The sequence below is a fragment of the Serratia silvae genome (assembly GCF_023282985.1).
GTDB classification, from domain to species: domain Bacteria; phylum Pseudomonadota; class Gammaproteobacteria; order Enterobacterales; family Enterobacteriaceae; genus Chania; species Chania silvae.
Map to the genome: position 1 here is coordinate 282,650 of NZ_JAGQDC010000004.1, position 22,530 is coordinate 305,179.

The following is a 22,530-nucleotide window of genomic DNA, read 5'->3' on the forward strand; positions in this document are numbered from 1 at the left end:
TAAAAAACCAACAGCGCATAGTCAAATCTCTCCCCCTTCCCCCTCCGCCCCCAAATTCTTACCCTGGGAGGAGGCGATTTTTTCCCCATACCGCACACTGGGCTACCCTACGATAAAAACGCTTCCTGCCACGAGTAAGGAGAGCCTATGAAACGCCTGACCCTTCCCCTGCTGATGCTGCTTTCACCCGCAGCGCTGGCTAACTGGACGCTGCAAAGCTTCCCGGTCTTCAGCGAATCCACCAGCGGTATATTTACCAGCCAGGCAACCCTGGCCAAAGGCCAACTGCCGTTGCGGCTATATCAGAACCAACAGTGCTGGCAGCCCAGCGACACGGTTAAGCTGAACCAGACGTTGTCGCTGCAACCCTGTAGCGATAGCAATCCGGTCAGTTGGCGGCTATTTCGCGATGGCGATTATCAGGTACGGATCGACACCCGCAGCGGCACACCCACCTTGCAGCTCAGCCAGAAGGCCGAACCGGAAAAAACCGTCGCCGCCGTGGCCCGCACCTGCCAACGCTGGGATGGCCAACCGATCACGATCGCGGTGAAGGACACCTTTGCCGAAGGCGAAACGGTGCGCGATTTTTACTCGGGCCAGACCGCCACGGTGGTTCAGGGCCAGGTCACCCTACAACCGGCGGCCAACAGCGGGGGGCTGCTATTGCTGGAATCAGCCAATACGCCGCCACAGGCAGCTTTCAACTGGCACAACGCCACGGTCTATTTTGTGCTGACCGATCGCTTTGAAAACGGCAACCCGGCCAACGATCACAGCTATGGCCGCCACGGCGATGGCATGCAGGAGATCGGCACCTTCCACGGCGGCGACCTCGCCGGATTGACGAGAAAGCTGGATTATCTGCAACAGCTGGGGGTCAACGCCCTGTGGATCAGTTCCCCGTTGGAGCAGATCCACAGCTGGGTCGGCGGCGGTACCAAAGGGGATTTCCCACATTATGCCTATCACGGTTACTACCATCAGGACTGGACCAAGCTCGATGCCAATATGGGCAACGAGCAGGATCTGCGTAATCTGGTAGAACAGGCACATCTTCGTGGGATCCGCATCCTGTTTGACGTGGTGGTCAATCACGTCGGCTATGCCACGCTGGCCGATATGCAGCAGTTTCAGTTCGGCTCGCTGTACCTGAAGGCAGACGAAGCCGCAAAAACCCTCGGCAAAAACTGGGGCGATTGGCAACCGGGGCCAGGCCAGAACTGGCACAGCTTTAACGACTACATCAACTTCAGCGATAAAGCGGGCTGGAGCCAATGGTGGGGGAAAAACTGGATCCGCACCGATATCGGCGATTACGACTCACCGGGCTTTGACGACCTGACCATGTCACTGGCTTTCCTTCCGGACATCAAAACTGAAGCCCCTGGAGCCAGCGGCCTACCGCTGTTCTTCCGCCATAAACCTGATACCGCAGCGCGCGAAATCCCAGGAGCCACCACCCGCGATTATCTGTCGGTCTGGCTCAGCCAATGGGTGCGCGACTACGGCATTGACGGTTTCCGCATTGATACCGCCAAGCACGTCGACAAACCCACGCTGGACCTGCTAAAGCAGCGTGCCACCGAGGCGCTGGCAGAGTGGAAAGCGGCTAATCCCAAGCAGGCATTGGATAATGCGCCGTTCTGGATGACCGGTGAAGCCTGGGGCCACGGGGTGATGAAAAGCGATTATTACCAGCACGGCTTCGATGCGATGATCAACTTCGATTTTCAGGATCAGGCCGCGCAGGCGCTGGGCTGCTTCTCCAATATCGATGCCACCTATCAGCAAATGGCGGACAGGCTGCAGGGCTTCAACGTGCTGAGCTATATTTCCTCGCACGACACTCGCCTGTTCTTCGCCAGCGATGCCAAAGGTTCGTTGCCTTTGCAGCAACGAGCAGCAGACCTTCTGTTATTGGCTCCGGGCGCGGTACAGATTTATTACGGTGATGAAAGCGGCCGGCCGTTTGGCCCTACCGGTTCCGATCCTTTACAAGGCACGCGCTCGGATATGAACTGGGGTGAACTGCAAGGAGCCAAAGCGCCGTTGTTGGCACATTGGCAGCGGCTAGGCCAGTTCCGCGAGCGCCACCCAGCAGTCGGTGCCGGTACGCAGCAATCTCAACAAACGCCTCATTACTATGCCTTTAGCCGCCAGCATGAAGGCGATAAGGTGATGGTGGTATGGGCTGGCGATCGGTCGCAATAATTCAGCGCGTTATGCTGTAAAAAGCCCGCCGAGCAACATCTATACCCGGAGGGCAAGATATCAGCCGCATTGCACCCGCTTTTATCTGGCGGTATGGTGGGCGTCTACCCGCTTACAACTATATTGCAGCAGCTATGAATTTTTCACTTTTCGGCGACAAATTTACCCGTTACGCGGGCATCACCCGCTTGATGGACGATCTGAATGAAGGCCTGCGCACGCCAGGTGCCATCATGCTTGGCGGCGGTAACCCGGCGCAAATCCCAGAGATGGCCAGCTACTTCAAACAGCTGTGCCAAGAGATGCTCGATCAAGGCAAGCTGACCGAGGCTCTGTGCAACTACGACGGCCCGCAAGGCAAAGACGCCCTGCTGAAAGCGCTGGCTACCATGCTGCAAGAAGAGCTTGGCTGGCAGATCGAACCACAGAATATTGCTCTAACAAATGGCAGCCAGAGCGCGTTTTTCTACTTGTTTAACCTGTTCGCTGGTCGCTACGCCGACGGCACTCGCCGCCGCGTGCTGTTCCCGCTGGCACCAGAATATATTGGCTATGCCGATTCCGGGCTTGATGAAGGGCTGTTTGTCTCCGCCAAGCCCAATATCGAACTACTGCCAGATGGCCAGTTCAAGTATCACGTCGATTTTGAGCATCTGAACGTCGGTGACGACATCGGCATGATCTGCGTGTCGCGCCCCACCAACCCGACCGGCAACGTGATCACCGACGAAGAGCTGATGAAGCTCGATCTTTTGGCGCAGCAGCGTGATATTCCACTGGTGATCGATAACGCTTACGGCGTACCGTTCCCCGGCATTATTTTCAGCGAAGCCACACCGCTGTGGAACCCGAATATCATCCTGTGTATGAGCCTGTCAAAACTGGGCCTGCCTGGTTCACGCTGTGGCATCGTGATCGCCGACGAGAAGGTCATCACCGCGCTGACCAATATGAACGGCATTATCAGCCTCTCCCCTGGCAGCATTGGCCCGGCGCTGGCCACTGAGATGATTGAGCGTGGTGATCTGCTGCGTTTATCCGACGAGGTGATCCGGCCGTTTTACAAGCAGCGGGTCGAGCAGACCATCGGCATTATTCGCCGCTACCTGTCACCGGAGCGCTGCCTGATCCATAAGCCGGAAGGTGCCATCTTCCTCTGGTTGTGGTTCAAGGATCTGCCCATCACCACCGAGCTACTGTATCAACGGCTGAAAAAGCGTGGCGTATTGATGGTGCCAGGCCACTACTTCTTCCCGGGGCTGGAACATGAATGGCAGCATACGCATCAATGTATGCGCATGAACTATGTCCCTAATCCGGAAGATATTGAGCGTGGCGTGATGATCCTGGCCGAAGAGGTTGAGCGCGCGCATCAAGAAGCATAGCCAGTTGAGATTTTGTCAGCAGTATCTTGGGGCTCCGCTTGCGGAGCCCCTTTTTGCTGGCTACATCGCCCAGAACAGCACCGCCAGCAGCTGAGGTGACATAATGCGCAGGAACATTGCCAGCGGATAGACAGTGGCATAAGAGAGCGCCGCAGCGCCGCTGGTAGGGTGCAGGCCGTTGGCAAAGGCCAGCGCCGGTGGATCGGTCATTGAGCCAGCCAGCATGCCGGAGAGCGTCAGGTAGTTCATCTTACCCACCACCCTCGCCAGAATACCTACGCTGATCAGCGGGATCGAGGTGATTAATGCACCGTAACCGACCCACGCCAGCCCATCGCCATGCAACAGGGTTTCAATAAAGTTGCCGCCAGACTTCAGGCCAACCACGGCCAGGAACAGCACGATACCCAGTTCACGCAGCGCCAGGTTGGCACTTGGCGGCATAAACCAGTACAGCTTGCCGATGCTGCCGATACGCCCCAAGATCAAGGCCACCACCAGCGGACCACCGGCCAACCCCAACCGCAAGGCCGCCGGGAAACCGGGGATAAACAGCGGAATAGATCCCAACAGCACCCCAAGGCCAATACCAATAAATACCGGCAGCATCTGCACCTGTTGCAGCTTCTGCTGGGCGTTACCGACAATCGCCGCCACCGCCTCGATAGATTCTGGCCGCCCCACCAGGTTGAGGATATCCCCGAACTGCAGCGTAACATTGCCGCCTGCTACCAGCTCGACCCCAGCACGGTTGAGGCGCGAGACCACCACTTCATATTTCTGTTTCAGCTCCAGATCGCGGATTTTTTTACCCAGCACCTTTTCGTTGGTCACTACCGCACGAACCACTTGCAGTGAAGTCCCCCGGGTGGAGAGCGAAACGTCGACTTCCTCGCCAATCACCAGCCGGGCGTTTTCCAGCTTTTCGCGCTTGCCGACCAGGTGCAGAAAATCCCCCAGTTCCAGCGTTTCGTGCGGAGCGGGCACCATCAGTAAATCGCCCCGCTTCAGGCGTGAACAAATGATATCGTCGCTGTTGAGTAGCGGTACATTCTTGATGGCCATACCTTGCAGATTGGGGTTACGCACCGCCACGTTCATGGTCTGCAACAGTTCGCGATTACTCCCCAGGCTATCTTCAAACTCCTGCGCTTCCTTATCGATATTGATGCGAAAGAACAGCCGGATCAGCCACATCACCAGCAGAATGCCGCAAATACCGAACGGGTAGGCCATCGCATAGCCCATCCCCATGCGATTAACCAGCGCCGGATCGGAACCCAGATCGGTGAGTATCTGCTGCCCGGCACCGAGCGCCGGGGTATTGGTAACCGCGCCGGAGAACACACCGAGAATGATTGGCAACGGCACAGCAAACAGCTTATGGACAATCGCCGCCACCACGCCGCCCACCAGCACCAGCAGAATGGCGAAGCCATTGAGCTTGAGGCCGGAAACGCGCAGGGACGAGAAGAAACCAGGGCCAACCTGAATACCGATGGTGTAAACAAACAGGATCAGACCGAACTCCTGAATAAAGTGCAGCATGTCGCCGTTAAGAGTGATTTGGTAAGTTTGTGCAAAGTGCCCGACGATGATGCCACCGAACAAGACGCCGCCTATCCCTAAACCCACGCCATACACTTTCCAGTTGCCGATCCATAACCCGAGAATAGCCACCAACGCCAACATGCTGACGGTCAGGGCGATATCACTCATACGTCACATCCTTACCCAAAGTTTAACAATCACTATGCAATTAAACACCTGCAATCATTAGGGATTCTGACATAAGGCGCGGGGGGGTAATGTGGGGTATGCCACAGAATGCAACGGGGGAGGCCCGAATGGACCTCCCCCGCAAGTTTTTGTTTTTTTTCAGCCGGTTATTTGGCTTCCAGCCCCGGGGTGCTACCGATGTTGATGCGTTGTGGCTGCAAAGCTTCCGGTACGTGGCGTACCAGATCGATGTGCAGCAGGCCGTTTTCAAATTTGGCTTCGGCCACTTGCAGGTGCTCTGCCAAGGTAAAGGTCAAGGTGAACTCTTTGCACACCAGCCCCTGATGCAGATACTCCACCTGTTTTTCCGGCGGTGTGGGGTTGCCACGCACGGTCAGGCGCGGGCCTTCCACTTCAATATCCAGTTCGCTTTGTTTGAACCCGGCTAACGCCAGGGAAATGCGATAGTGGTTATCGTCGCTTTTCTCAATGTTGTAGGGCGGGAACCCTTGCGGCTCCTGGCCTCCCATCGAGCTGGCCAGCTTGTCAAAACCGATCCATTGACGCAAAAGTGGGGATAAATCGTAGTTACGCATAGTATAAACTCCTTCCAAGAAGCGAGATTTTTACCCGTTGCCTTTCAAACCACAGCGTTATTATCTGCACTTGCTCACCCAAAAGTAAGCGCCTGGGGCTGAGCAAGCTGGTCGCCTAGCTGCGGCTTGAAATTCATAGGGTAAATCAAACATTGCCCCCTAACGGCAGGCACGGTGATACAACAACAATTACTTAATTTCGATCCGACGTGGCTTTAACGTTTCCGGCACGATACGTTCCAGATCGATATACAGCAGGCCGTTTTCCAGTTTGGCGCCTCTAATTTGAATATGCTCGGCCAGCTGGAATTTACGTTCAAAGTTACGCTCGGCAATGCCTTGATATAAATAGGTTTTTTCAGCAGGTTCGTTGGTATGAGCCCCGCGCACAATCAACAGATTGTCTTGCGTGGTGATTTCCAGTTCCTGCTCGGCAAACCCGGCCACCGCGATGGCAATGCGGTAATGATTTTCATCAACCAGCTCAACGTTGTACGGCGGATAACCACCGTTACCCTGGCTTTGGCCGGCCTCAAGGGCGTTGAACAGGCGATCAAAACCGATCGCGGAACGGTACAGCGGGGAAAGATCAAAGTTGCGCATAACACAGCCTCCTAAGGCACTTCAGCGAGGTTGATAATTCAGCCTTCCATCATGGACAGGCTACGAGGCTTGAATTCCCTTACGGCAAATTCTTAATTTGGCCTTGTAAAGAAGATGGGGTTTGCTTTCCACATTTCAACTGGCGATGATTAAATTATTGCCAACGGAAACGGCGAAAATTTGTTTATCACGTACACTCAAAGTGAGAGAGCCGCCACCGTGCGGAGTTTTGCATCTTTTAATGCTTTGACTGGATGTTATACACCCTATGGATTTCAAGCTGCAGCTAGGCGACAAGCTTACTCACCCCAGGCGCTTACTTTTCGTAAGTGACTGGGGTGAGTAAAGTGCAGGTAACAACGCTGCAGCTTGAAAGACGACGGGTATAAATCAGCAAATTTCAGGGGATGTGCCCCTTCAGGATGGACGAATGGTACCAATAAAAAAAATGATAGCCACCGGTTGCCTGCTGCTGACCACTAACGGTTGCTCCAGCGTAGCCAGCCACACCGGGGCCGACCAGGGCTATTACTCCGGTACGCGCGCCAATGTAGATATGATGAAGAGCGAAGATACCAGTTGGGCCATGATTCCCTTGTTGGCAATCGACCTGCCCCTGTCGGCGGCGATGGACACCCTTTTGCTGCCTTACGACTACCTGCGCTCAGGCAGCGATAAAGCGGCAGCCTCACCCAAAGCCCGTATCCAGCATGACGAAGAACAAAATCTGGCTGCCAGCGGCAATCCAGGCCAGGGTATGGCAACCTCGCCAACATCTGCCGGGCTGTAGTTAAGCCGCCACTACAAAAATCTGGTTGAATCCAGCGACTTCACGCATAAAGGCCACCTGTTTGCCGTCCGGTGAGAACACCACGGCGTCCCCCTGTGGGGGCTGCGCAGTCCGTTTGGTCAAGCGCTGCATATTGCCGTTAGCGATATCGCACAGCATCACGCTGTTATCACACACCAGCGCAATCGCCCCCCCCTGCGGATGCCAACTGAAGGCCGACTGGATACTGTGTTCCCCCTGCGTGACCTGGTGTGCTTCCCCACCGTTGGGAGAGAGGGTCCACAGTTGCACAATGCCCCGATCGTCTTGCATCAGGAAGGCGATGGCGCTGCCATCAGGCGAACTACGCAACCAATGGCGTGGCGTGGTGGCAACCCCTGGATATTTGCGTTGGCCGGTATAGGTTAACCGCCGTTGTTGAACCCCCAACGGTGGCGCAGGTAAGGTCGTTGCCGTTCCCTGCAAGGGAGCATCTCCGGCTTTAGCATAGTCGGCATTGTTTTCCGGCAAATCCACCACAAACACTTCCGGCAGCTTTTCCCCCTGCTGCGAGAGGGTATCGCCGATAAACGCCAACGCCCAACGCTGGCGGCTGCCATCGGGTTTGCTATAGCCTTGCAGGCCAATCCAGCCTTCTTCATAAGCCCGATTGATTTGATCGCTGCCCGGCTGCGGGGTTGGCGTCGTTGCGCTGACCACTACGCAGTAGTGGCTACCGTCATATTCACGCGGATGCTGCTTAGGGGGATTCACGCCCTGCAACGGCACCGCGACGCCAACATTGCGTAAATCCAGTGCTGGATCGAGTTCGTGCATCACATGATCGTTATAGGTGAAGCTCAGGCGGCTGGCATCCGGGCTGAAGACGTGAACATGGGTACCTCCACGCAGCGCGCCAGGGGTATAAGGAGCAGTAATGTCCAATGCGTCGAGGGTGATCGCCAATTCACGATCCGGCTCGCTGACGATCACGCCACGGCGATGGTGGAAATCATAATGCCAGTGGCTGTCCGGGTGTTCCGGCCCATGGATAAACGCATAGCGCACTGGCGCATCTGGGCTCACCGTCACCACTCCAACATGGGCACCCTGCTGCGCCCGATAAACCACTTCCACCTGGCCGCTGGCAACGTTCACCCGCTCAATGCTCAGCCCGGTAAAGGACGCACCGCTTGGCCGTACATCATACGCCAGCCATTGGCTGCACGGCGTCCAGACGTTAATGTTGGTGAGCTGATGACCTCGCAGATCAAAAGTCAGCTGTCGTTCCTGATGGCTCATGGCGGCTCCTGTATACCGGCTGGCATAGAACCGCCATAGTACCCGATCGGCCAACCCGTTTCACATCACCCAGGTTTGGGGGACCTGGCTTTTTGTTGTTCATACCAAGGTTGTTTTTTAACTTGTTGTCATTTACAACGATCCTAGACATTAACCGTGCTCCGCCGAAAACCTTTAGGAATCACTATGAGAAACCTGTTCGATGAGATCGCTTCCGCGCACCAGCAGTTGCGCCCGCAAGTGCGCGTCACTCCCTTGGAACGCAGCGTATTGCTTTCGCAGCAATTAGGCTGCGAACTGTATCTAAAATGCGACCATCTGCAGCATACCGGTTCGTTCAAGTTCCGCGGGGCGAGCAACAAGCTGCGCCTGTTGAGCAATGAACAACGCCAGCAAGGGGTGATTGCGGCCTCTACCGGCAATCACGGTCAGGCCATTGCGCTGGCAGGCAAACTGATGGGGGGGAACGTCACAGTCTATGCTCCAGAAAGCGCCGCCACTATCAAGCTCGATACCATCCGCGCGCTGGGAGGTCGGGTCGAATTAGTGCCTGGTGATGCGCTGAATGCCGAATTGGTCGGTGAAAAAGCCGCTCGCGAGCAGCATAAAACCTATATCTCTCCTTATAACGACGCCGAAGTGATTGCCGGGCAAGGCACCTGTGGCATGGAAATGGTAGAACAGCAACCCGATTTGGACGCGGTCTTCATTGCCGTCGGCGGCGGTGGCTATATTGCGGGTATTGGCACTGTCTTAAAAAAATTGTCGCCAAAAACGCAGATCGTGGCCTGTTGGCCAGAAAATGCCACCAGCATGTACAGCGCCTTGGAAGCTGGGCATATCCACCCGGTGGAAGAGCAAGATACCCTGTCTGATGGCACGGCGGGCGGTGTCGAACCTGATGCGATCACCTTTCCACTTTGCCAGCAGGTGATCGACCGGAAGGTGCTGGTCAGCGAAGAGGAAATCAAGCGCGCCATGCGTATGATCGCCACCAGCGACCGATGGATTATCGAAGGCGCTGCCGGTGTAGCGTTGGCTGCCGCCTGCAAATTGGCTCCCGAGTTTCAGGGTAAAAAAGTGGCGGTAGTGTTATGCGGGAAAAATATCGTGCTGGAAAAATACTTGAAGGCTATCGGTAATAACTGAGTAGAAGGGCGCACATGCGCGCCCCTATGCTTGCCACAAGAAGTAAGCCTGCCCGTTGAGAGCTGGCGACCTACAGCACAAACTTCTCCACCGCGCGAGCTACGCCGTCTTCAGTATTGGCGCCGGTCACATGCTGGGCAATTTCTTTTAATTCTGGAATGGCATTGCCCATCGCCACACCCAGCCCAGCATACTCAATCATCGCAATATCATTAGCCTGATCGCCGAGCGCCATCACATTTTCCTGCTTGATGCCCAAATGTTCGGCCAGCATTCTGACACCCGCGCCCTTATCAACATTCTTATGCAGGATTTCCAGGAAGTAAGGGGCACTTTTCATAATGGTGTAGCGATCCCAGGCTTCTGCGGGCAAGCGGGCTATCGCGCTGTCCAGTAAGGCTGGCTCATCAATCATCATCACCTTCGGGAAACGCATGGTGCGATCCATCTCTTCCACGCTGCGGTATTTCAGCGGGATACCGGTCATTTGCGACTCATGGACGGTATATTTGCCAATATCCTTATTCGGCGTGTAGAGGGTATCGAAATCAAACGCTTGGTAATGAACACCAAACTCCCGTGCCAACTGCTCAAAATAGAGGTAGTCGTCAAAGCCGAGGGTTTCTTGCAACACGCAGGCCCCATCCACCGCCTTCAGCACCAGGGCACCGTTATAGGTGATGCAGAAATCGCCCTCACCCTGAATATCCAACTGACGCAGGTAGTCCTGCACGCCAACATAAGGCCGCCCGGTAGCCAGCACCACATGCACGCCTTTAGCGCGCGCAGCGGTCAGCGCCTGCTTTACCGCTGGCGTAATCTGGTGCTGCGGATTGAGCAGCGTGCCGTCCATATCAATTGCAATCAGTTCAATAGCCATTCGAGCGTCTCCCAGTGGTTTTGTCTCATGCTAACGCGTTTCAGCCTGCCATGTTAGTGCTAAAAACGGCATAAAAAAATCCGCGCGAGCGAACCGGCGCGGACTTTTAATTGCCAGATAAGGCGTTAGATATCGATATTCGCCGCTTTCAGGGCGTTTTCTTCGATAAAGGCACGACGTGGTTCAACCGCATCGCCCATCAGGGTGGTGAACAGCTGGTCTGCCGCAATGGCGTCTTTCACCGCCACGCGTAGCATACGCCGCTGATCGGGATCCATGGTGGTTTCCCACAGCTGGTCCGGGTTCATTTCGCCCAGCCCTTTATAGCGCTGGATCGACAGGCCACGGCGCGACTCTTTCACCAGCCACTCCAACGCCTGTTCGAAGCTGTCTACCGGCTGGCGACGTTCGCCGCGTTCGATATAGGCATCTTCTTCCAACAGGCCGCGCAGTTTTTCGCCCAGCGCGCAGAGCCTGCGGTATTCACCACCGCGGATAAATTCAAAATCCAGCGGGTAGTCAGTATCGACACCATGTGTACGGATACGCAACACCGGTTCGAACATCTGGCGCTCACGGTTTTCAACCAACACAGAACTGTAGCTGCTACCGTGCTGCTCGTTATCGTTAAGCAATTTCACCAGCGATTCGATCCAGCTTTCCACCTTGGCACGGTCGCCCAGATCGTCTTCGTTCAAGGTTGGCTGGTAGATCAGGTTGTTCAGCAACGCACGCGGGTAGCGGCGTTCCATCCGGCCAATCTGCTTCTGGACACTGTAATGTTCAGCCACCAGCTTCTCTAACGGTTCACCCGCCAAGGCTGGTGCAGAACCGTTGGTGTGCAGGGTCGCGCCGTCGAGGGCGATGGAGATCTGATACTGATCCATCGCTTCGTCGTCTTTGATGTACTGTTCCTGCTTGCCTTTTTTCACCTTGTACAGCGGCGGCTGAGCAATATACACATGGCCACGCTCGATGATTTCCGGCATCTGACGATAGAAGAAGGTCAACAGCAGCGTACGGATGTGCGAGCCGTCGACGTCGGCATCGGTCATGATAATGATGCTGTGATAACGCAGTTTGTCCGGGTTGTATTCGTCACGGCCAATGCCACAGCCCAGCGCGGTGATCAGCGTGGCAACTTCCTGTGAAGACAGCATCTTGTCGAAGCGGGCTTTCTCAACGTTGAGGATTTTCCCTTTCAGCGGCAAGATCGCCTGATTCTTACGGTTACGGCCCTGCTTGGCTGAGCCGCCCGCGGAGTCCCCTTCCACCAGGTAGAGTTCGGACAACGCCGGGTCACGTTCCTGACAGTCAGCCAATTTACCTGGCAGACCAGCCAAATCCAACGCGCCTTTACGGCGGGTCATTTCACGTGCTTTACGCGCCGCTTCACGAGCACGGGCCGCATCGATGATTTTACCGACCACGATCTTGGCGTCCGATGGGTTTTCCATCAGGTAATCGACCAGTTTCTCGTTCATCAGTGATTCGACCGCCGTTTTCACTTCCGAAGACACCAGCTTGTCTTTGGTCTGGGAAGAGAATTTAGGATCGGGCACTTTCACCGAAACCACGGCAATCAGACCTTCACGCGCATCGTCACCGGTGGCGCTGATCTTGGACTTTTTGCTGTAGCCTTCTTTATCCATGTAGGTGTTCAGGGTACGGGTCATCGCGGCACGGAAGCCGGCCAGGTGAGTCCCCCCATCACGCTGCGGGATGTTGTTGGTGAAGCAGTAGATGTTTTCCTGGAAACCATCGTTCCACTGCAGTGCCACTTCCACACCGATATCGTCTTTCACGGTTGAGAAGTAGAACACCGTTGGGTGGATCGGGGTTTTGTTCTTGTTCAGGTATTCAACGAACGCCTTGATACCGCCTTCGTAATGGAAGTGGTCTTCTCTGTCGTTGCGCTTGTCTTTCAGGCGAATAGAAACGCCCGAGTTAAGGAACGACAGTTCACGCAGGCGCTTGGCCAGAATGTCGTACTCAAACTCGGTGTTATTGGTAAAGGTCTGGAAGCTCGGCCAGAAACGCAGGGTGGTACCAGTCTGGTCGGTTTCACCGACGACTTTCAGCGGAGCCTGCGGTTCACCATGCCTGTAGGTTTGCTCATGGACCTTGCCTTCGCGGCGGATCACCAGTTCCAGCTTTTCTGACAGGGCGTTAACAACCGAAACGCCTACGCCGTGCAGACCGCCGGAAACCTTATAAGAGTTGTCGTCAAACTTACCGCCGGCATGCAGTACGGTCATGATGACCTGCGCCGCAGACACCCCTTCCTCTTCGTGGATACCGGTTGGGATACCACGGCCATCATCCTGCACCGAGACAGAGTTGTCGGCGTGGATCGTCACCTGAATGTCGCTACAGTGGCCAGCGAGTGCTTCGTCGATAGCGTTGTCCACGACCTCGAATACCATGTGGTGCAGACCGGTGCCGTCATCAGTATCACCGATATACATGCCCGGACGCTTACGTACCGCATCCAGCCCTTTTAATACCTTGATACTTGAGGAGTCATAAGAATTCGACATCAACGTTTCTCGCTCATTTTAGTCCTGTGGTTGAACCTCTATTTTACCTTGTTCCACGCGGAACATCTTGCCCTTTTCACCCATCATGTCGGTTACTTGTTCAGCGCTTACCGCACTGACAAATACCTGAGCCTGGGTGGCTTTCAGGCGATCGGCCAGCAACCGGCGACGGCCGGTGTCCAGCTCGGAGGCAAAATCATCAATCAGATACAGGCAACGCCGCCCGCTCTGGCGGGTGAGAAACTCACCCTGCGCCAAGCGCAATGCGCACATCAGCAGTTTAAGCTGACCGCGCGATAACAAATCCTCTACCGGCGTGCCTTCGGCACGAATGCGGAAGTCCGCTTTATGCGGCCCCACTGCGGTATAGGTTAACGCCCTGTCGCGCTCAAACTGGCGCTCCAGCAGTTCTCCGTAGTCGCTCTCTTTGTCCCAGCCGCGCTGGAAAGAGAAACTCAGGGCAAATTCGGGCAAAAACTGCGCGCAGGTCGCGGTGATATCCGCGGCGATTGCGTCGCTGTAAGCTGCCCGCCACTCGCTGATACGCTCTGCCAACGGGATCAGTTCCTGATCCCAGGCGCGGATCTGCGCATAGCGATTGACCTGGCGCAGCGCGGCATTGCGCTGCTTCAGTAACCTTTTCAGGTTGCTCCAGGCAGTGAAAAAACCGGATTCGTTGTGAAAACAACCCCAGTCCAGGAAAGCACGCCGATACTTCGGCCCGCCATTAAGCAGGGTAAAACCTTCGGGAGTGATCAACTGCATGGGCAGTAGCTGTGCCAGCTCTGCCACCTTATGCCCATCGCTGCCATCGATGCGCACTTTGCTATCACCCTGACGGCTTTTACTTAGTCCTACCGATAATTCGCGCCCACTGCCTTCGATCCGGCCATGCAACACAAACTCCGGCTGATCGTGGCGGATCACTCGCCCAGCCTGCAGGCTGCGAAACGCGCGCCCATGACCAAGGGTATAAACCGCCTCCAGCACGCTAGTCTTGCCGCTGCCGTTTGCCCCCACCAGGAAGTTAAACCCCGGCGCAGGCGCCAGATCGGCAGCTTCGATATTGCGGAAATCTTTAATCAGTAAGCGCGTCAGAGCCATACTGTAGTTGTCTTAATCATCTAACAATCCAGGGCGTTATCGTCGCAGGTCATTTGCGTGCGGCCAGCGCACAGCAACCGCAGCGTACTTAAAGTACGTGAGGATTGCGAGCACTGCCCAATCGCAAAGGGGCAAGTAAGATAGCCCGATAATTTCTACAGTCGCATTGGCATGACGACGTAGGCGGCAGACTTACTGGCACCGTCCTCGATCTGCACGCTGGAGACGGAATCGGTCAGCAGCAGGCGCACATCTTCACACTTGAGCGCGTTCAGCACGTCCAGCACATAGCTGACGTTGAAACCAATTTCCATCTCGGTGCCATCATAGCTGACATCAAGGATTTCTTCCGCCTCTTCCTGTTCCGGGTTGTTGGCGGTGATCTTGAGCTGGTTTTGGCTGACGTACAGGCGCACACCGCGGAACTTTTCGTTCGACAGAATAGCCGCACGGGCAAACGCCTGCTTGAGCAGGTCACAACCCGCTTCCAGCGTTTTGTCCGGGTTCTTCGGCAATACGCGGCGATAATCAGGGAAACGGCCATCAACCAGCTTGGAGGTGAAGATAAAATCACCTACGTGAGCGCGGATGTTGTTGCTGCCAATCTGCACCCGTAGCGGCGTATCACCACCGTCCAGCAAGCGAACCAGCTCCATCACCCCTTTACGCGGCACGATCACCGAATGCGTAGGCAACTGCTGGCCAATCGGCATCGAACACACCGCCAGGCGGTGGCCATCGGTAGCCACGGTACGCAGCTCTTCCCCTTCGGTTTCAAACAGCATACCGTTCAGGTAATAGCGCACATCCTGATGAGCCATCGAAAACTGGGTGGCCTCAATCAGGCGCTTTAACGTCGCCTGCGGCAAGGTGAACTCCACCTCGCTCTGCCAATCATCCAGATTCGGGAAGTCTATCGCTGGCAGCGTGGACAGCGAGAAACGGCTGCGGCCAGAACGCACCAGCATACGGCCACCTTCAAGGATCACCGTAATCTCCGCACCTTCCGGCAGGCCACGGCAGATATCAAAGAATTTACGCGCGGGGACGGTCGTCGCGCCCGCTTCATGGGGCTGAGACAGGGCAACGCGGGCCACCATCTCCATCTCCAGATCGGTACCTGTCAGCAACAGGGAACCTTCCGTCACCTGCAGCAGCAGGTTACCCAGAATTGGCAGCGTCGGGCGGCCACCCAGTGGGCTGCTCACCTGTTGCAGCGGTTTTAGCAGATGCTCACGTTCAACGATAAATTTCATATGGGCTATGACGACAATGTTCTGATTAAATTGGAGAAATCTTCTTTGATGTCGTGACTTTCCTCACGCAGCTGCTCGATCTTCCGGCAGGCGTGCAACACCGTAGTATGGTCGCGGCCACCAAACGCATCGCCGATTTCTGGCAGGCTGTGGTTGGTGAGCTCTTTTGCCAATGCCATCGCCATCTGGCGCGGGCGGGCAACCGAGCGCGAACGCCGTTTAGACAGCAGGTCCGCGATTTTGATTTTGTAGTACTCGGCCACCGTCTTCTGAATATTGTCGATGGTGACCAGCTTTTCCTGCAACGCCAGCAGATCCCGCAGCGCTTCACGCACGAAATCGATGGTGATGGCACGGCCAGTAAAGTTGGCGTTGGCGATCACCCGGTTCAGCGCCCCTTCAAGCTCACGCACGTTGGAACGTAGGCGTTTGGCGATAAAGAACGCCACTTCGCCTGGCAGACGGATATCGTTCTCATCAGCCTTTTTCATCAGGATCGCCACGCGGGTTTCCAGTTCCGGCGGCTCGATCGCCACCGTCAGGCCCCAGCCGAAGCGGGATTTCAAGCGATCCTCCACCCCGTTGATCTCTTTTGGATAGCGATCCGAGGTCAGGATGATCTGTTGATTACCTTCCAACAGGGCGTTAAAGGTATGGAAGAACTCTTCCTGTGAACGCTCTTTGTTGGCAAAGAATTGAATATCATCGATCAGCAACGCATCCACCGAACGGTAGTAGCGTTTGAATTCTTCAATGGCGTTATTTTGCAGCGCCTTGACCATGTCCTGCACGAAGCGTTCCGAATGCATATAGACCACTTTGGCATTGGCCTTACGCGCCATGATGCCATTGCCTACTGCATGCAACAGGTGCGTTTTACCCAGGCCAGTACCGCCATACAGGAACAGTGGGTTATAAGCGCCCCCTGGATTGTCTGCCACCTGCCGCGCCGCAGCACGAGCCAGCTGGTTAGACTTACCCTCAACGAAGTTATCGAAGGTGTGCTTGGGGTTGACGTTGGAACGATAGGAAAGCTCAGGCGGCGGTGCCGCGTTGTCCCAGCTTGGGCGGGACGGTGCAGCCGTGCGCACCACCGGGGCTACCGGAGCGCTGTTGACGCTGGCCATCACAGGCTGGCTGAGGGTTTGTGTCAGTGGTTTGCTGCCCACCTCAAAACGCAACAGCGGCGCATCCGTACCGCAGAAATCATTCAACAGGCCATTGATATTGTTTAAGTACTTATCGCGAACCCAATCCAGCACAAAGCGATTGGGCGCATACAGCGCCAGGGTATTGTCACTCAGTTCCGCCTGCAATGGGCGTATCCACATACTAAATTCTGTGGCAGGTAACTCATCCTGCAATCGGGCAAGACACTGCTGCCAAAGCGAAAGTGACACGGCGGACTCCACTCGAACAAGATCAATAAAAAGAAAAGAATCAGGCTACTTTTTTATAACTCATGATTTTTGACACACGCCCGGTATCGGCTGAAAAACCTGTAGGGTATGCGAACCGCCTTTCACGGTTTACGCCCTTAACGATCCTGATTTCGGATCGTGATCGGAATGACGGATCATAGCGCAATCCGAGCAAGAGATCCTCCCCTTCATCACAGATTAGATCCATTTTATCCACAGCCCATGAAGAGTGCCTAGTTTTTAACCAACCCAGGATCGACACCGATGAGATCTGAGCCTGTCAGGCCGTGTTTTAGCGCATTTCACAGGTTATACCCGGTTATCCACGAGGATCCTTGCAGAAAACACGCAGGATCGTACGGAGATCCTTGTGATTTACCCCCGAGTCCGTATAATCTTCGCCCACGTGTGATACCTGGTTCCTTAATGGTGAGTCATTTAGCCAAGACAGGATTCTGCGGTGACCACGGGCCAACACCGGATTTTACTCCGAATTGGCAGACAACCAGGTAGGCTAGCGCGATGTGAATTGACTCAGGACTGTACAATTATTACAATCCCGCCTCTTTATGTATTGCGATTGAGGCGTCGGTCATCTTCACGCCGAGTAGCCAAACGCATTTGACTTATCAGTATTTCATTTAAGTTTAGGTAGAAATCGCTATGAAACGCACTTTCCAACCGTCCGTACTGAAGCGTAACCGTAGCCACGGTTTCCGTGCTCGTATGGCCACCAAGAATGGTCGTCAAGTTCTGGCCCGCCGTCGTGCGAAAGGCCGTACTCGTCTGACTGCTTCTAAGTAATAAAAGCTAATCTGCTGAGTGGTTAAGCTCGCTTTTCCTAGGGAGTTACGTTTGTTAACTCCCACTCATTTCACTTTCGTCTTCCAGCAGCCACAACGGGCTGGCACGCCGCAAATCACCATCCTCGGCCGCCTGAACCAGCTGGGGCATCCCCGCATCGGTCTTACCGTCGCTAAAAAACACGTCAAACGCGCGCATGAACGCAACCGGATCAAACGCCTAACCCGCGAAAGCTTCCGTTTACGTCAGCACGAGCTACCGGCGATGGATTTTGTGGTGGTGGCCAAAAAAGGGATAGCGGATTTGGATAACCATGCACTGACGGAAGCTTTGGAAAAATTATGGCGTCGCCATTGTCGCCAGGCTCCCGCATCCTGATCGGGCTGGTTCGGGCGTATCAGCTCGTTCTCAGCCCGCTGCTTGGGCCACGTTGTCGCTTCCAGCCAACATGTTCTCATTACGCAATTGAGGCATTACGCAGGTTTGGCATGTTAAAAGGCAGTTGGTTGACATTGAAACGCGTATTAAAATGCCATCCTTTGAACCCAGGTGGCGATGATCCCGTGCCGCCGAAAATCGACGATAACAGAGAACACTAACGATGGATTCGCAACGCAATCTTCTCCTCATCGCTCTGCTGTTCGTGTCTTTCATGATCTGGCAGGCCTGGCAAGTGGACAACGCTCCGCAACCAGCAGCCACCCAGACCACGCAACAGACTGCGAACCCAGCAACCGGTGATGCCGCAAGTTCAGCTGTACCAGGCAGTGGCCAGGGTAAACTGATTACCGTTAACACTGACGTACTGTCGCTGACCATCAATACCCGTGGTGGCGATATCGAGCAGGCTAAACTGTTGGCCTACCCGGATACCCTGGGTTCATCGACTCCATTTACGCTGCTGGAATCCACTCCGTCATTCGTTTACCAGGCACAAAGCGGCCTGACCGGCAGAGACGGCCCGGATAACCCGGCCAACGGCGAGCGTCCTCTGTTTGAGACGGCGCAGGATACCTTCACGCTGGCTGATGGCCAGGATGAACTGCGTATTCCGCTGACCTTTACCGGCAAAGACGGCTCGGTCTTCACCAAGACCTTCGTGCTCAAGCGTAACCATTATGCCGTTGGCGTGGACTACTCCATCGTCAACAAAAGCGCAACTCCGCTGGAACTGACCCTGTTTGGCCAGTTGAAGCAGACTACCGAATTGCCTAAGCATCGTGATACCGGCAGCAACAACTTTGCGCTGCACACCTTCCGTGGTGCGGCTTACTCATCCAGCGAAGACAAATACCAAAAGTATGCGTTCGACAAGGATGAGAACCTGAGCGTCACCACTCAAGGCGGCTGGGTTGCCATGTTGCAACAGTACTTCGCCACCGCGTGGGTGCCGCAGACTCAGGGCAACAACACCTTCTATACAGCCAAGCCAGGTACCAACCTGTCTGCCATCGGCTTTAAAGCTGAACCAGTGATTGTACAGCCAGGCGCTGAGAAGCAGCTGAATGCCACCCTGTGGGTTGGCCCGGAGCTGCAAGATCAGATGGCCCAACTGGCACCGCATCTGGATCTGACCGTCGATTACGGCTGGCTGTGGTTCATCTCCCAACCGCTGTTTAAACTGCTGAAGTTCATTCACAGTTTCATCGGCAACTGGGGCTTCTCGATCATCATCATCACCTTCATCGTGCGCGGCATCATGTACCCGCTGACCAAAGCGCAGTACACCTCGATGGCCAAGATGCGTATGCTGCAACCAAAACTGCAGGCAATGCGTGAACGTATCGGTGATGACAAGCAGCGTATGAGCCAGGAAATGATGGCGCTGTACAAAGCTGAGAAGGTGAACCCGTTAGGGGGTTGCTTGCCGCTGGTTATCCAGATGCCAATCTTCCTGGCCTTGTACTACATGCTGATGGGCTCGGTTGAGCTGCGTCATGCGCCGTTCATTTTGTGGATCCATGACCTGTCGGCGCAAGACCCGTACTACATCCTGCCAGTGCTGATGGGTGTGACCATGTACTTCATCCAGAAGATGTCACCAACCACCGTCACTGACCCGATGCAGCAGAAAATCATGACCTTTATGCCGGTGATCTTCACAGTGTTCTTCCTGTGGTTCCCGTCTGGTCTGGTGCTGTACTATATCGTCAGTAACCTGGTGACCATCGTCCAGCAGCAGCTGATTTACCGCGGGCTGGAAAAACGTGGTCTGCACAGCCGCGACAAGAAGAAAGTCTAGTATTGAGTTAGGCAACACCCGTAGGGGCTTATGCCCCTACGACACAAGTCACGTTGCCAGTAGAGGCGGTCATTAGACCGCCTTTTTGCATATTGTCAGAGAGATAGCCGCTATGAACACCACCGATACCATCGCTGCTCTTGCTACTCCGCCCGGACGCGGCGGTGTCGGCATTCTGCGCATTTCAGGCCGCGGAGCCAAAGACGTCGCCATGGCGGTGCTCGGTAAGCTGCCAAAACCGCGTTATGCCGATTACCTGCCGTTCCGTGATGCCGAAGGCAGCACGCTGGATCAGGGGATAGCACTGTGGTTCCCCGGCCCCAATTCCTTTACCGGTGAGGACGTGCTGGAACTGCAGGGCCACGGTGGGCCAGTGATCCTCGATCTGCTGCTCAAACGCGTGTTGGCGCTGCCAGACATGCGGATTGCCTGCCCTGGGGAGTTCTCGGAGCGCGCTTTCCTCAATGACAAGCTGGATCTGGCCCAGGCCGAAGCCATTGCCGATCTGATCGATGCCAGTTCCGAACAGGCTGCCCGTTCAGCCATGAACTCGCTGCAAGGCGCTTTTTCCATCCGCATCCATCAGCTTGTGGAAGCGCTCACTCACCTGCGCATCTATGTAGAAGCGGCAATCGACTTCCCAGATGAGGAGATCGACTTCCTTTCAGACGGCAAAATCGAAGCCCAACTGAACGGCGTGATGACCGATCTGGACGGCGTGCGGGCCGAGGCGCGTCAAGGCAGCCTGCTGCGTGAAGGGATGAAAGTGGTGATCGCCGGGCGGCCAAACGCCGGGAAATCCAGCCTGCTCAATGAGTTGGCTGGGCGTGAAGCGGCTATCGTTACCGATATTGCTGGCACCACGCGCGATGTATTGCGCGAACATATTCATATCGATGGCATGCCACTGCACATTATCGATACCGCCGGGCTGCGGGAAGCCAGCGACGAAGTTGAACGTATCGGCATCGAACGTGCCTGGAACGAGATCGAACAGGCAGATCGCGTGCTGTTTATGGTGGATGGCACAACCACCGCCGCCACCGAACCCGCCGAGATCTGGCCAGAATTTATGGCACGCCTGCCAAGTACCTTACCGATCACCGTAGTGCGCAACAAGGCCGATATCACCGGCGAGCCATTAGGTCTGAGCGAAGTAAATGGTCACTCACTTATTCGCCTGTCGGCGCGTACCGGTGAGGGGATCGACCTGCTGCGCGACCATTTGAAGCAGAGCATGGGCTTCACCAGCAATATGGAAGGCGGCTTCCTGGCCCGCCGCCGTCACTTGCAGGCACTAGAGCTGGCGGCACAGCATCTGGTGCAGGGTAAAGAACAGTTAGTGAGCGCTTACGCGGGGGAGCTGCTGGCCGAGGAACTGCGGCTGGCACAGCAGGCATTGAGCGAAATCACCGGGGAATTTAGCTCCGATGACTTGCTCGGGCGCATCTTCTCCAGCTTCTGTATTGGTAAGTAACCCAGCGTCCAAAGCCAAGCATTAACTCACTGTTAATACTTGGCTTTTTTATGCGCGACAAATCAGCCCCAAGAGCCACCGCACGGCACTCCGGCTGCGCCGCCATTTTTTCATTCAAGAGAAGAATAATTAAGAAAAGGATTATTCGAATTTTTAATGAAAAATCTTAACGTAATGCTTACTCTAACGTTCCAGTTTTTCATAAGCCTCGGTCATGGAGTGAACAATGGCTTGTCATTTTATCCGATGGGATACGGTTGCAGAGCATTTACAGACCCAACGGCTATCTAACGAGCTGATTGAAAGAACTGCCAGTTTTTCTGTTAAGCGCCGCCGACGTTTTTTGCAAGGCCGTATCCTGTTGGCCGAAATGATATTTTATTTGTATGGTATCCCGATACTTCCCCCGATTGCTACGGCACCGACCGGACGCCCGTGTTTTGCCGATCATCATTTGCCTGACTTCAGCCTCGCCTATGCAGGCAATACCATAGGCGTGCTACTGAGCCTGGAAGGCAAGGTAGGGTTGGATATTGAGGTGATGCGCGCACGGAGCCACAACCTACTGCATCAATACTCCAGCACCACGGAAAACGCGTGGATTGCGGCACAGCACGACCGCTTGGAAGCCGAAACCCAGCTGTGGAGCATCCGCCAATGCGTGCTGAAACTGGCTGGCTTGGGTAACAGCGGCCAGGGCTTGCTGAATTTGCACCCTTTTTCGGGCCAATTACGCTGCAACACCCTGCCCAACGTGCACGTCATGAGTGATGCCGGTGAGTATCTCAGCTGGGCCTGCGCCCATCAGCCTGGCTTGGATCGGCTGATCTGCTGGCAATATGACGAAAGCCAGGGCTTACAGAAATGCGACGAAATTTCACCGCGCAACCCGCCCCTCTCCACACATTTCTTAAAACTGACCAGCCTCGCTTCTGTTACACGTTGAAAGCACCGATTTAACGTCTGCCTTCGGGGGAATATACGAAACAAAACTTTCCTTAACGCATGACTTACTGCTTTGAATTGTAAAAACAGATAAAGACTTAGACTCTACCTAGGATACATCCCC

General features: G+C 55.1%; 19 protein-coding genes. 10 read left to right on the plus strand and 9 right to left on the minus strand.

Annotation, left to right across the window (positions count from 1 at the left end; genetic code table 11):
* Positions 1-147: 147 nt before the first annotated feature.
* Both KAJ71_RS07850 and KAJ71_RS07855 read left to right on the plus strand, forming a co-directional pair.
* Positions 148-2,214, plus strand: a complete 2,067-nt coding sequence (locus tag KAJ71_RS07850) for an alpha-amylase (RefSeq protein ID WP_248945198.1) — start codon at positions 148-150, stop codon at positions 2,212-2,214.
* Between the two features lie 134 nt (positions 2,215-2,348).
* Entirely contained in the window at positions 2,349-3,599 is a 1,251-nt protein-coding gene (locus KAJ71_RS07855; RefSeq protein ID WP_248945199.1) for a valine--pyruvate transaminase, read from the plus strand.
* Positions 3,600-3,659: 60 nt separating this feature from the next.
* On the opposite strand, the gene KAJ71_RS07860 is transcribed toward KAJ71_RS07855, so the two are convergent.
* The 3 genes from KAJ71_RS07860 to ibpA form a co-directional block, all read right to left on the minus strand.
* Entirely contained in the window at positions 3,660-5,318 is a 1,659-nt protein-coding gene (locus KAJ71_RS07860) for a putative transporter (protein WP_248945200.1), read from the minus strand.
* Positions 5,319-5,485: 167 nt separating this feature from the next.
* Entirely contained in the window at positions 5,486-5,914 is a 429-nt protein-coding gene (gene ibpB / locus KAJ71_RS07865; protein WP_248945201.1) for a small heat shock chaperone IbpB, read from the minus strand.
* 189 nt (positions 5,915-6,103) lie between these two features.
* Entirely contained in the window at positions 6,104-6,517 is a 414-nt protein-coding gene (ibpA, locus tag KAJ71_RS07870; protein WP_248945202.1) for a small heat shock chaperone IbpA, read from the minus strand.
* A 430-nt stretch (positions 6,518-6,947) separates the two neighbouring features.
* Between ibpA and KAJ71_RS07875 the strand changes: the two genes are divergently transcribed.
* On the plus strand, positions 6,948-7,307 hold the full coding sequence (locus KAJ71_RS07875; RefSeq protein WP_248945203.1) for a YceK/YidQ family lipoprotein: 360 nt from the start codon (positions 6,948-6,950) through the stop codon (positions 7,305-7,307).
* Here KAJ71_RS07875 and KAJ71_RS07880 read toward each other — a convergent pair whose 3' ends face one another.
* A complete protein-coding gene (locus KAJ71_RS07880) occupies positions 7,308-8,588 on the minus strand; it encodes a YidR family protein (protein WP_248945204.1) in 1,281 nt (426 codons plus the stop codon).
* A gap of 186 nt (positions 8,589-8,774) precedes the next feature.
* Between KAJ71_RS07880 and KAJ71_RS07885 the strand changes: the two genes are divergently transcribed.
* A complete protein-coding gene (locus KAJ71_RS07885) occupies positions 8,775-9,737 on the plus strand; it encodes a threonine/serine dehydratase (RefSeq protein ID WP_248945205.1) in 963 nt (320 codons plus the stop codon).
* Between the two features lie 70 nt (positions 9,738-9,807).
* On the opposite strand, the gene yidA is transcribed toward KAJ71_RS07885, so the two are convergent.
* The 5 genes from yidA to dnaA all read right to left on the minus strand — a co-directional run bounded on the left by yidA (position 9,808) and on the right by dnaA (position 16,917).
* The gene (gene yidA, locus KAJ71_RS07890) at positions 9,808-10,617 is read right to left on the minus strand and encodes a sugar-phosphatase (RefSeq protein ID WP_248945206.1); all 810 of its coding nucleotides are present in this window, start codon (positions 10,615-10,617) and stop codon (positions 9,808-9,810) included.
* Between the two features lie 125 nt (positions 10,618-10,742).
* Positions 10,743-13,157, minus strand: coding sequence for a DNA topoisomerase (ATP-hydrolyzing) subunit B (gene gyrB / locus KAJ71_RS07895; protein WP_248945207.1), 2,415 nt, complete (start codon positions 13,155-13,157; stop codon positions 10,743-10,745).
* An 18-nt stretch (positions 13,158-13,175) separates the two neighbouring features.
* Entirely contained in the window at positions 13,176-14,261 is a 1,086-nt protein-coding gene (gene recF / locus KAJ71_RS07900; RefSeq protein WP_248945208.1) for a DNA replication/repair protein RecF, read from the minus strand.
* Between the two features lie 155 nt (positions 14,262-14,416).
* Positions 14,417-15,517 (minus strand): DNA polymerase III subunit beta, encoded by a 1,101-nt coding sequence (dnaN, locus tag KAJ71_RS07905; RefSeq protein ID WP_248945209.1) that lies wholly within the window; start codon positions 15,515-15,517, stop codon positions 14,417-14,419.
* A gap of 5 nt (positions 15,518-15,522) precedes the next feature.
* Positions 15,523-16,917: a chromosomal replication initiator protein DnaA gene (dnaA, locus tag KAJ71_RS07910; protein WP_021181394.1), complete on the minus strand. Its 1,395-nt coding sequence runs from the start codon at positions 16,915-16,917 to the stop codon at positions 15,523-15,525.
* Positions 16,918-17,601: 684 nt separating this feature from the next.
* On the opposite strand from dnaA, the gene rpmH reads away from it, so the two are divergent.
* The 6 genes from rpmH (at position 17,602) to KAJ71_RS07940 (ending at position 22,407) form a co-directional block, all read left to right on the plus strand.
* Positions 17,602-17,742 carry a 50S ribosomal protein L34 gene (rpmH, locus tag KAJ71_RS07915; RefSeq protein WP_248945210.1) on the plus strand — a complete coding sequence of 47 codons (141 nt, stop codon included), beginning with the start codon at positions 17,602-17,604 and terminating at the stop codon, positions 17,740-17,742.
* A gap of 18 nt (positions 17,743-17,760) precedes the next feature.
* The gene (gene rnpA, locus KAJ71_RS07920; RefSeq protein WP_248945211.1) at positions 17,761-18,120 is read left to right on the plus strand and encodes a ribonuclease P protein component; all 360 of its coding nucleotides are present in this window, start codon (positions 17,761-17,763) and stop codon (positions 18,118-18,120) included.
* Positions 18,084-18,341 (plus strand): membrane protein insertion efficiency factor YidD, encoded by a 258-nt coding sequence (gene yidD / locus KAJ71_RS07925; protein WP_248945212.1) that lies wholly within the window; start codon positions 18,084-18,086, stop codon positions 18,339-18,341. The genes rnpA and yidD overlap by 37 nt, the downstream gene beginning before the upstream one ends.
* Before the next feature lie 2 nt (positions 18,342-18,343).
* Positions 18,344-19,984 (plus strand): membrane protein insertase YidC, encoded by a 1,641-nt coding sequence (gene yidC, locus KAJ71_RS07930; RefSeq protein ID WP_248945213.1) that lies wholly within the window; start codon positions 18,344-18,346, stop codon positions 19,982-19,984.
* A gap of 112 nt (positions 19,985-20,096) precedes the next feature.
* On the plus strand, positions 20,097-21,461 hold the full coding sequence (gene mnmE / locus KAJ71_RS07935; protein WP_248945214.1) for a tRNA uridine-5-carboxymethylaminomethyl(34) synthesis GTPase MnmE: 1,365 nt from the start codon (positions 20,097-20,099) through the stop codon (positions 21,459-21,461).
* Positions 21,462-21,687: 226 nt separating this feature from the next.
* Positions 21,688-22,407 carry a 4'-phosphopantetheinyl transferase family protein gene (locus KAJ71_RS07940; protein WP_248945215.1) on the plus strand — a complete coding sequence of 240 codons (720 nt, stop codon included), beginning with the start codon at positions 21,688-21,690 and terminating at the stop codon, positions 22,405-22,407.
* Positions 22,408-22,530 lie beyond the last annotated feature (123 nt).

Excerpts from the sequence above, each read along its gene's own strand:
- KAJ71_RS07860 (WP_248945200.1), bottom strand. The coding sequence starts at position 5,318 with ATGAGTGATATCGCCCTGACCGTCAGCATGTTGGCGTTGGTGGCTATT.
- KAJ71_RS07940 (WP_248945215.1), top strand. The coding sequence starts at position 21,688 with ATGGCTTGTCATTTTATCCGATGGGATACGGTTGCAGAGCATTTACAG.
- mnmE (WP_248945214.1), top strand. The coding sequence starts at position 20,097 with ATGAACACCACCGATACCATCGCTGCTCTTGCTACTCCGCCCGGACGC.
- KAJ71_RS07855 (WP_248945199.1), top strand. The coding sequence starts at position 2,349 with ATGAATTTTTCACTTTTCGGCGACAAATTTACCCGTTACGCGGGCATC.
- yidC (WP_248945213.1), top strand. The coding sequence starts at position 18,344 with ATGGATTCGCAACGCAATCTTCTCCTCATCGCTCTGCTGTTCGTGTCT.
- yidA (WP_248945206.1), bottom strand. The coding sequence starts at position 10,617 with ATGGCTATTGAACTGATTGCAATTGATATGGACGGCACGCTGCTCAAT.
- recF (WP_248945208.1), bottom strand. The coding sequence starts at position 14,261 with ATGGCTCTGACGCGCTTACTGATTAAAGATTTCCGCAATATCGAAGCT.
- KAJ71_RS07850 (WP_248945198.1), top strand. The coding sequence starts at position 148 with ATGAAACGCCTGACCCTTCCCCTGCTGATGCTGCTTTCACCCGCAGCG.
- dnaN (WP_248945209.1), bottom strand. The coding sequence starts at position 15,517 with ATGAAATTTATCGTTGAACGTGAGCATCTGCTAAAACCGCTGCAACAG.
- yidD (WP_248945212.1), top strand. The coding sequence starts at position 18,084 with ATGGCGTCGCCATTGTCGCCAGGCTCCCGCATCCTGATCGGGCTGGTT.
- KAJ71_RS07880 (WP_248945204.1), bottom strand. The coding sequence starts at position 8,588 with ATGAGCCATCAGGAACGACAGCTGACTTTTGATCTGCGAGGTCATCAG.
- rpmH (WP_248945210.1), top strand. The coding sequence starts at position 17,602 with ATGAAACGCACTTTCCAACCGTCCGTACTGAAGCGTAACCGTAGCCAC.
- gyrB (WP_248945207.1), bottom strand. The coding sequence starts at position 13,157 with ATGTCGAATTCTTATGACTCCTCAAGTATCAAGGTATTAAAAGGGCTG.
- ibpA (WP_248945202.1), bottom strand. The coding sequence starts at position 6,517 with ATGCGCAACTTTGATCTTTCCCCGCTGTACCGTTCCGCGATCGGTTTT.
- KAJ71_RS07885 (WP_248945205.1), top strand. The coding sequence starts at position 8,775 with ATGAGAAACCTGTTCGATGAGATCGCTTCCGCGCACCAGCAGTTGCGC.
- ibpB (WP_248945201.1), bottom strand. The coding sequence starts at position 5,914 with ATGCGTAACTACGATTTATCCCCACTTTTGCGTCAATGGATCGGTTTT.
- KAJ71_RS07875 (WP_248945203.1), top strand. The coding sequence starts at position 6,948 with ATGGTACCAATAAAAAAAATGATAGCCACCGGTTGCCTGCTGCTGACC.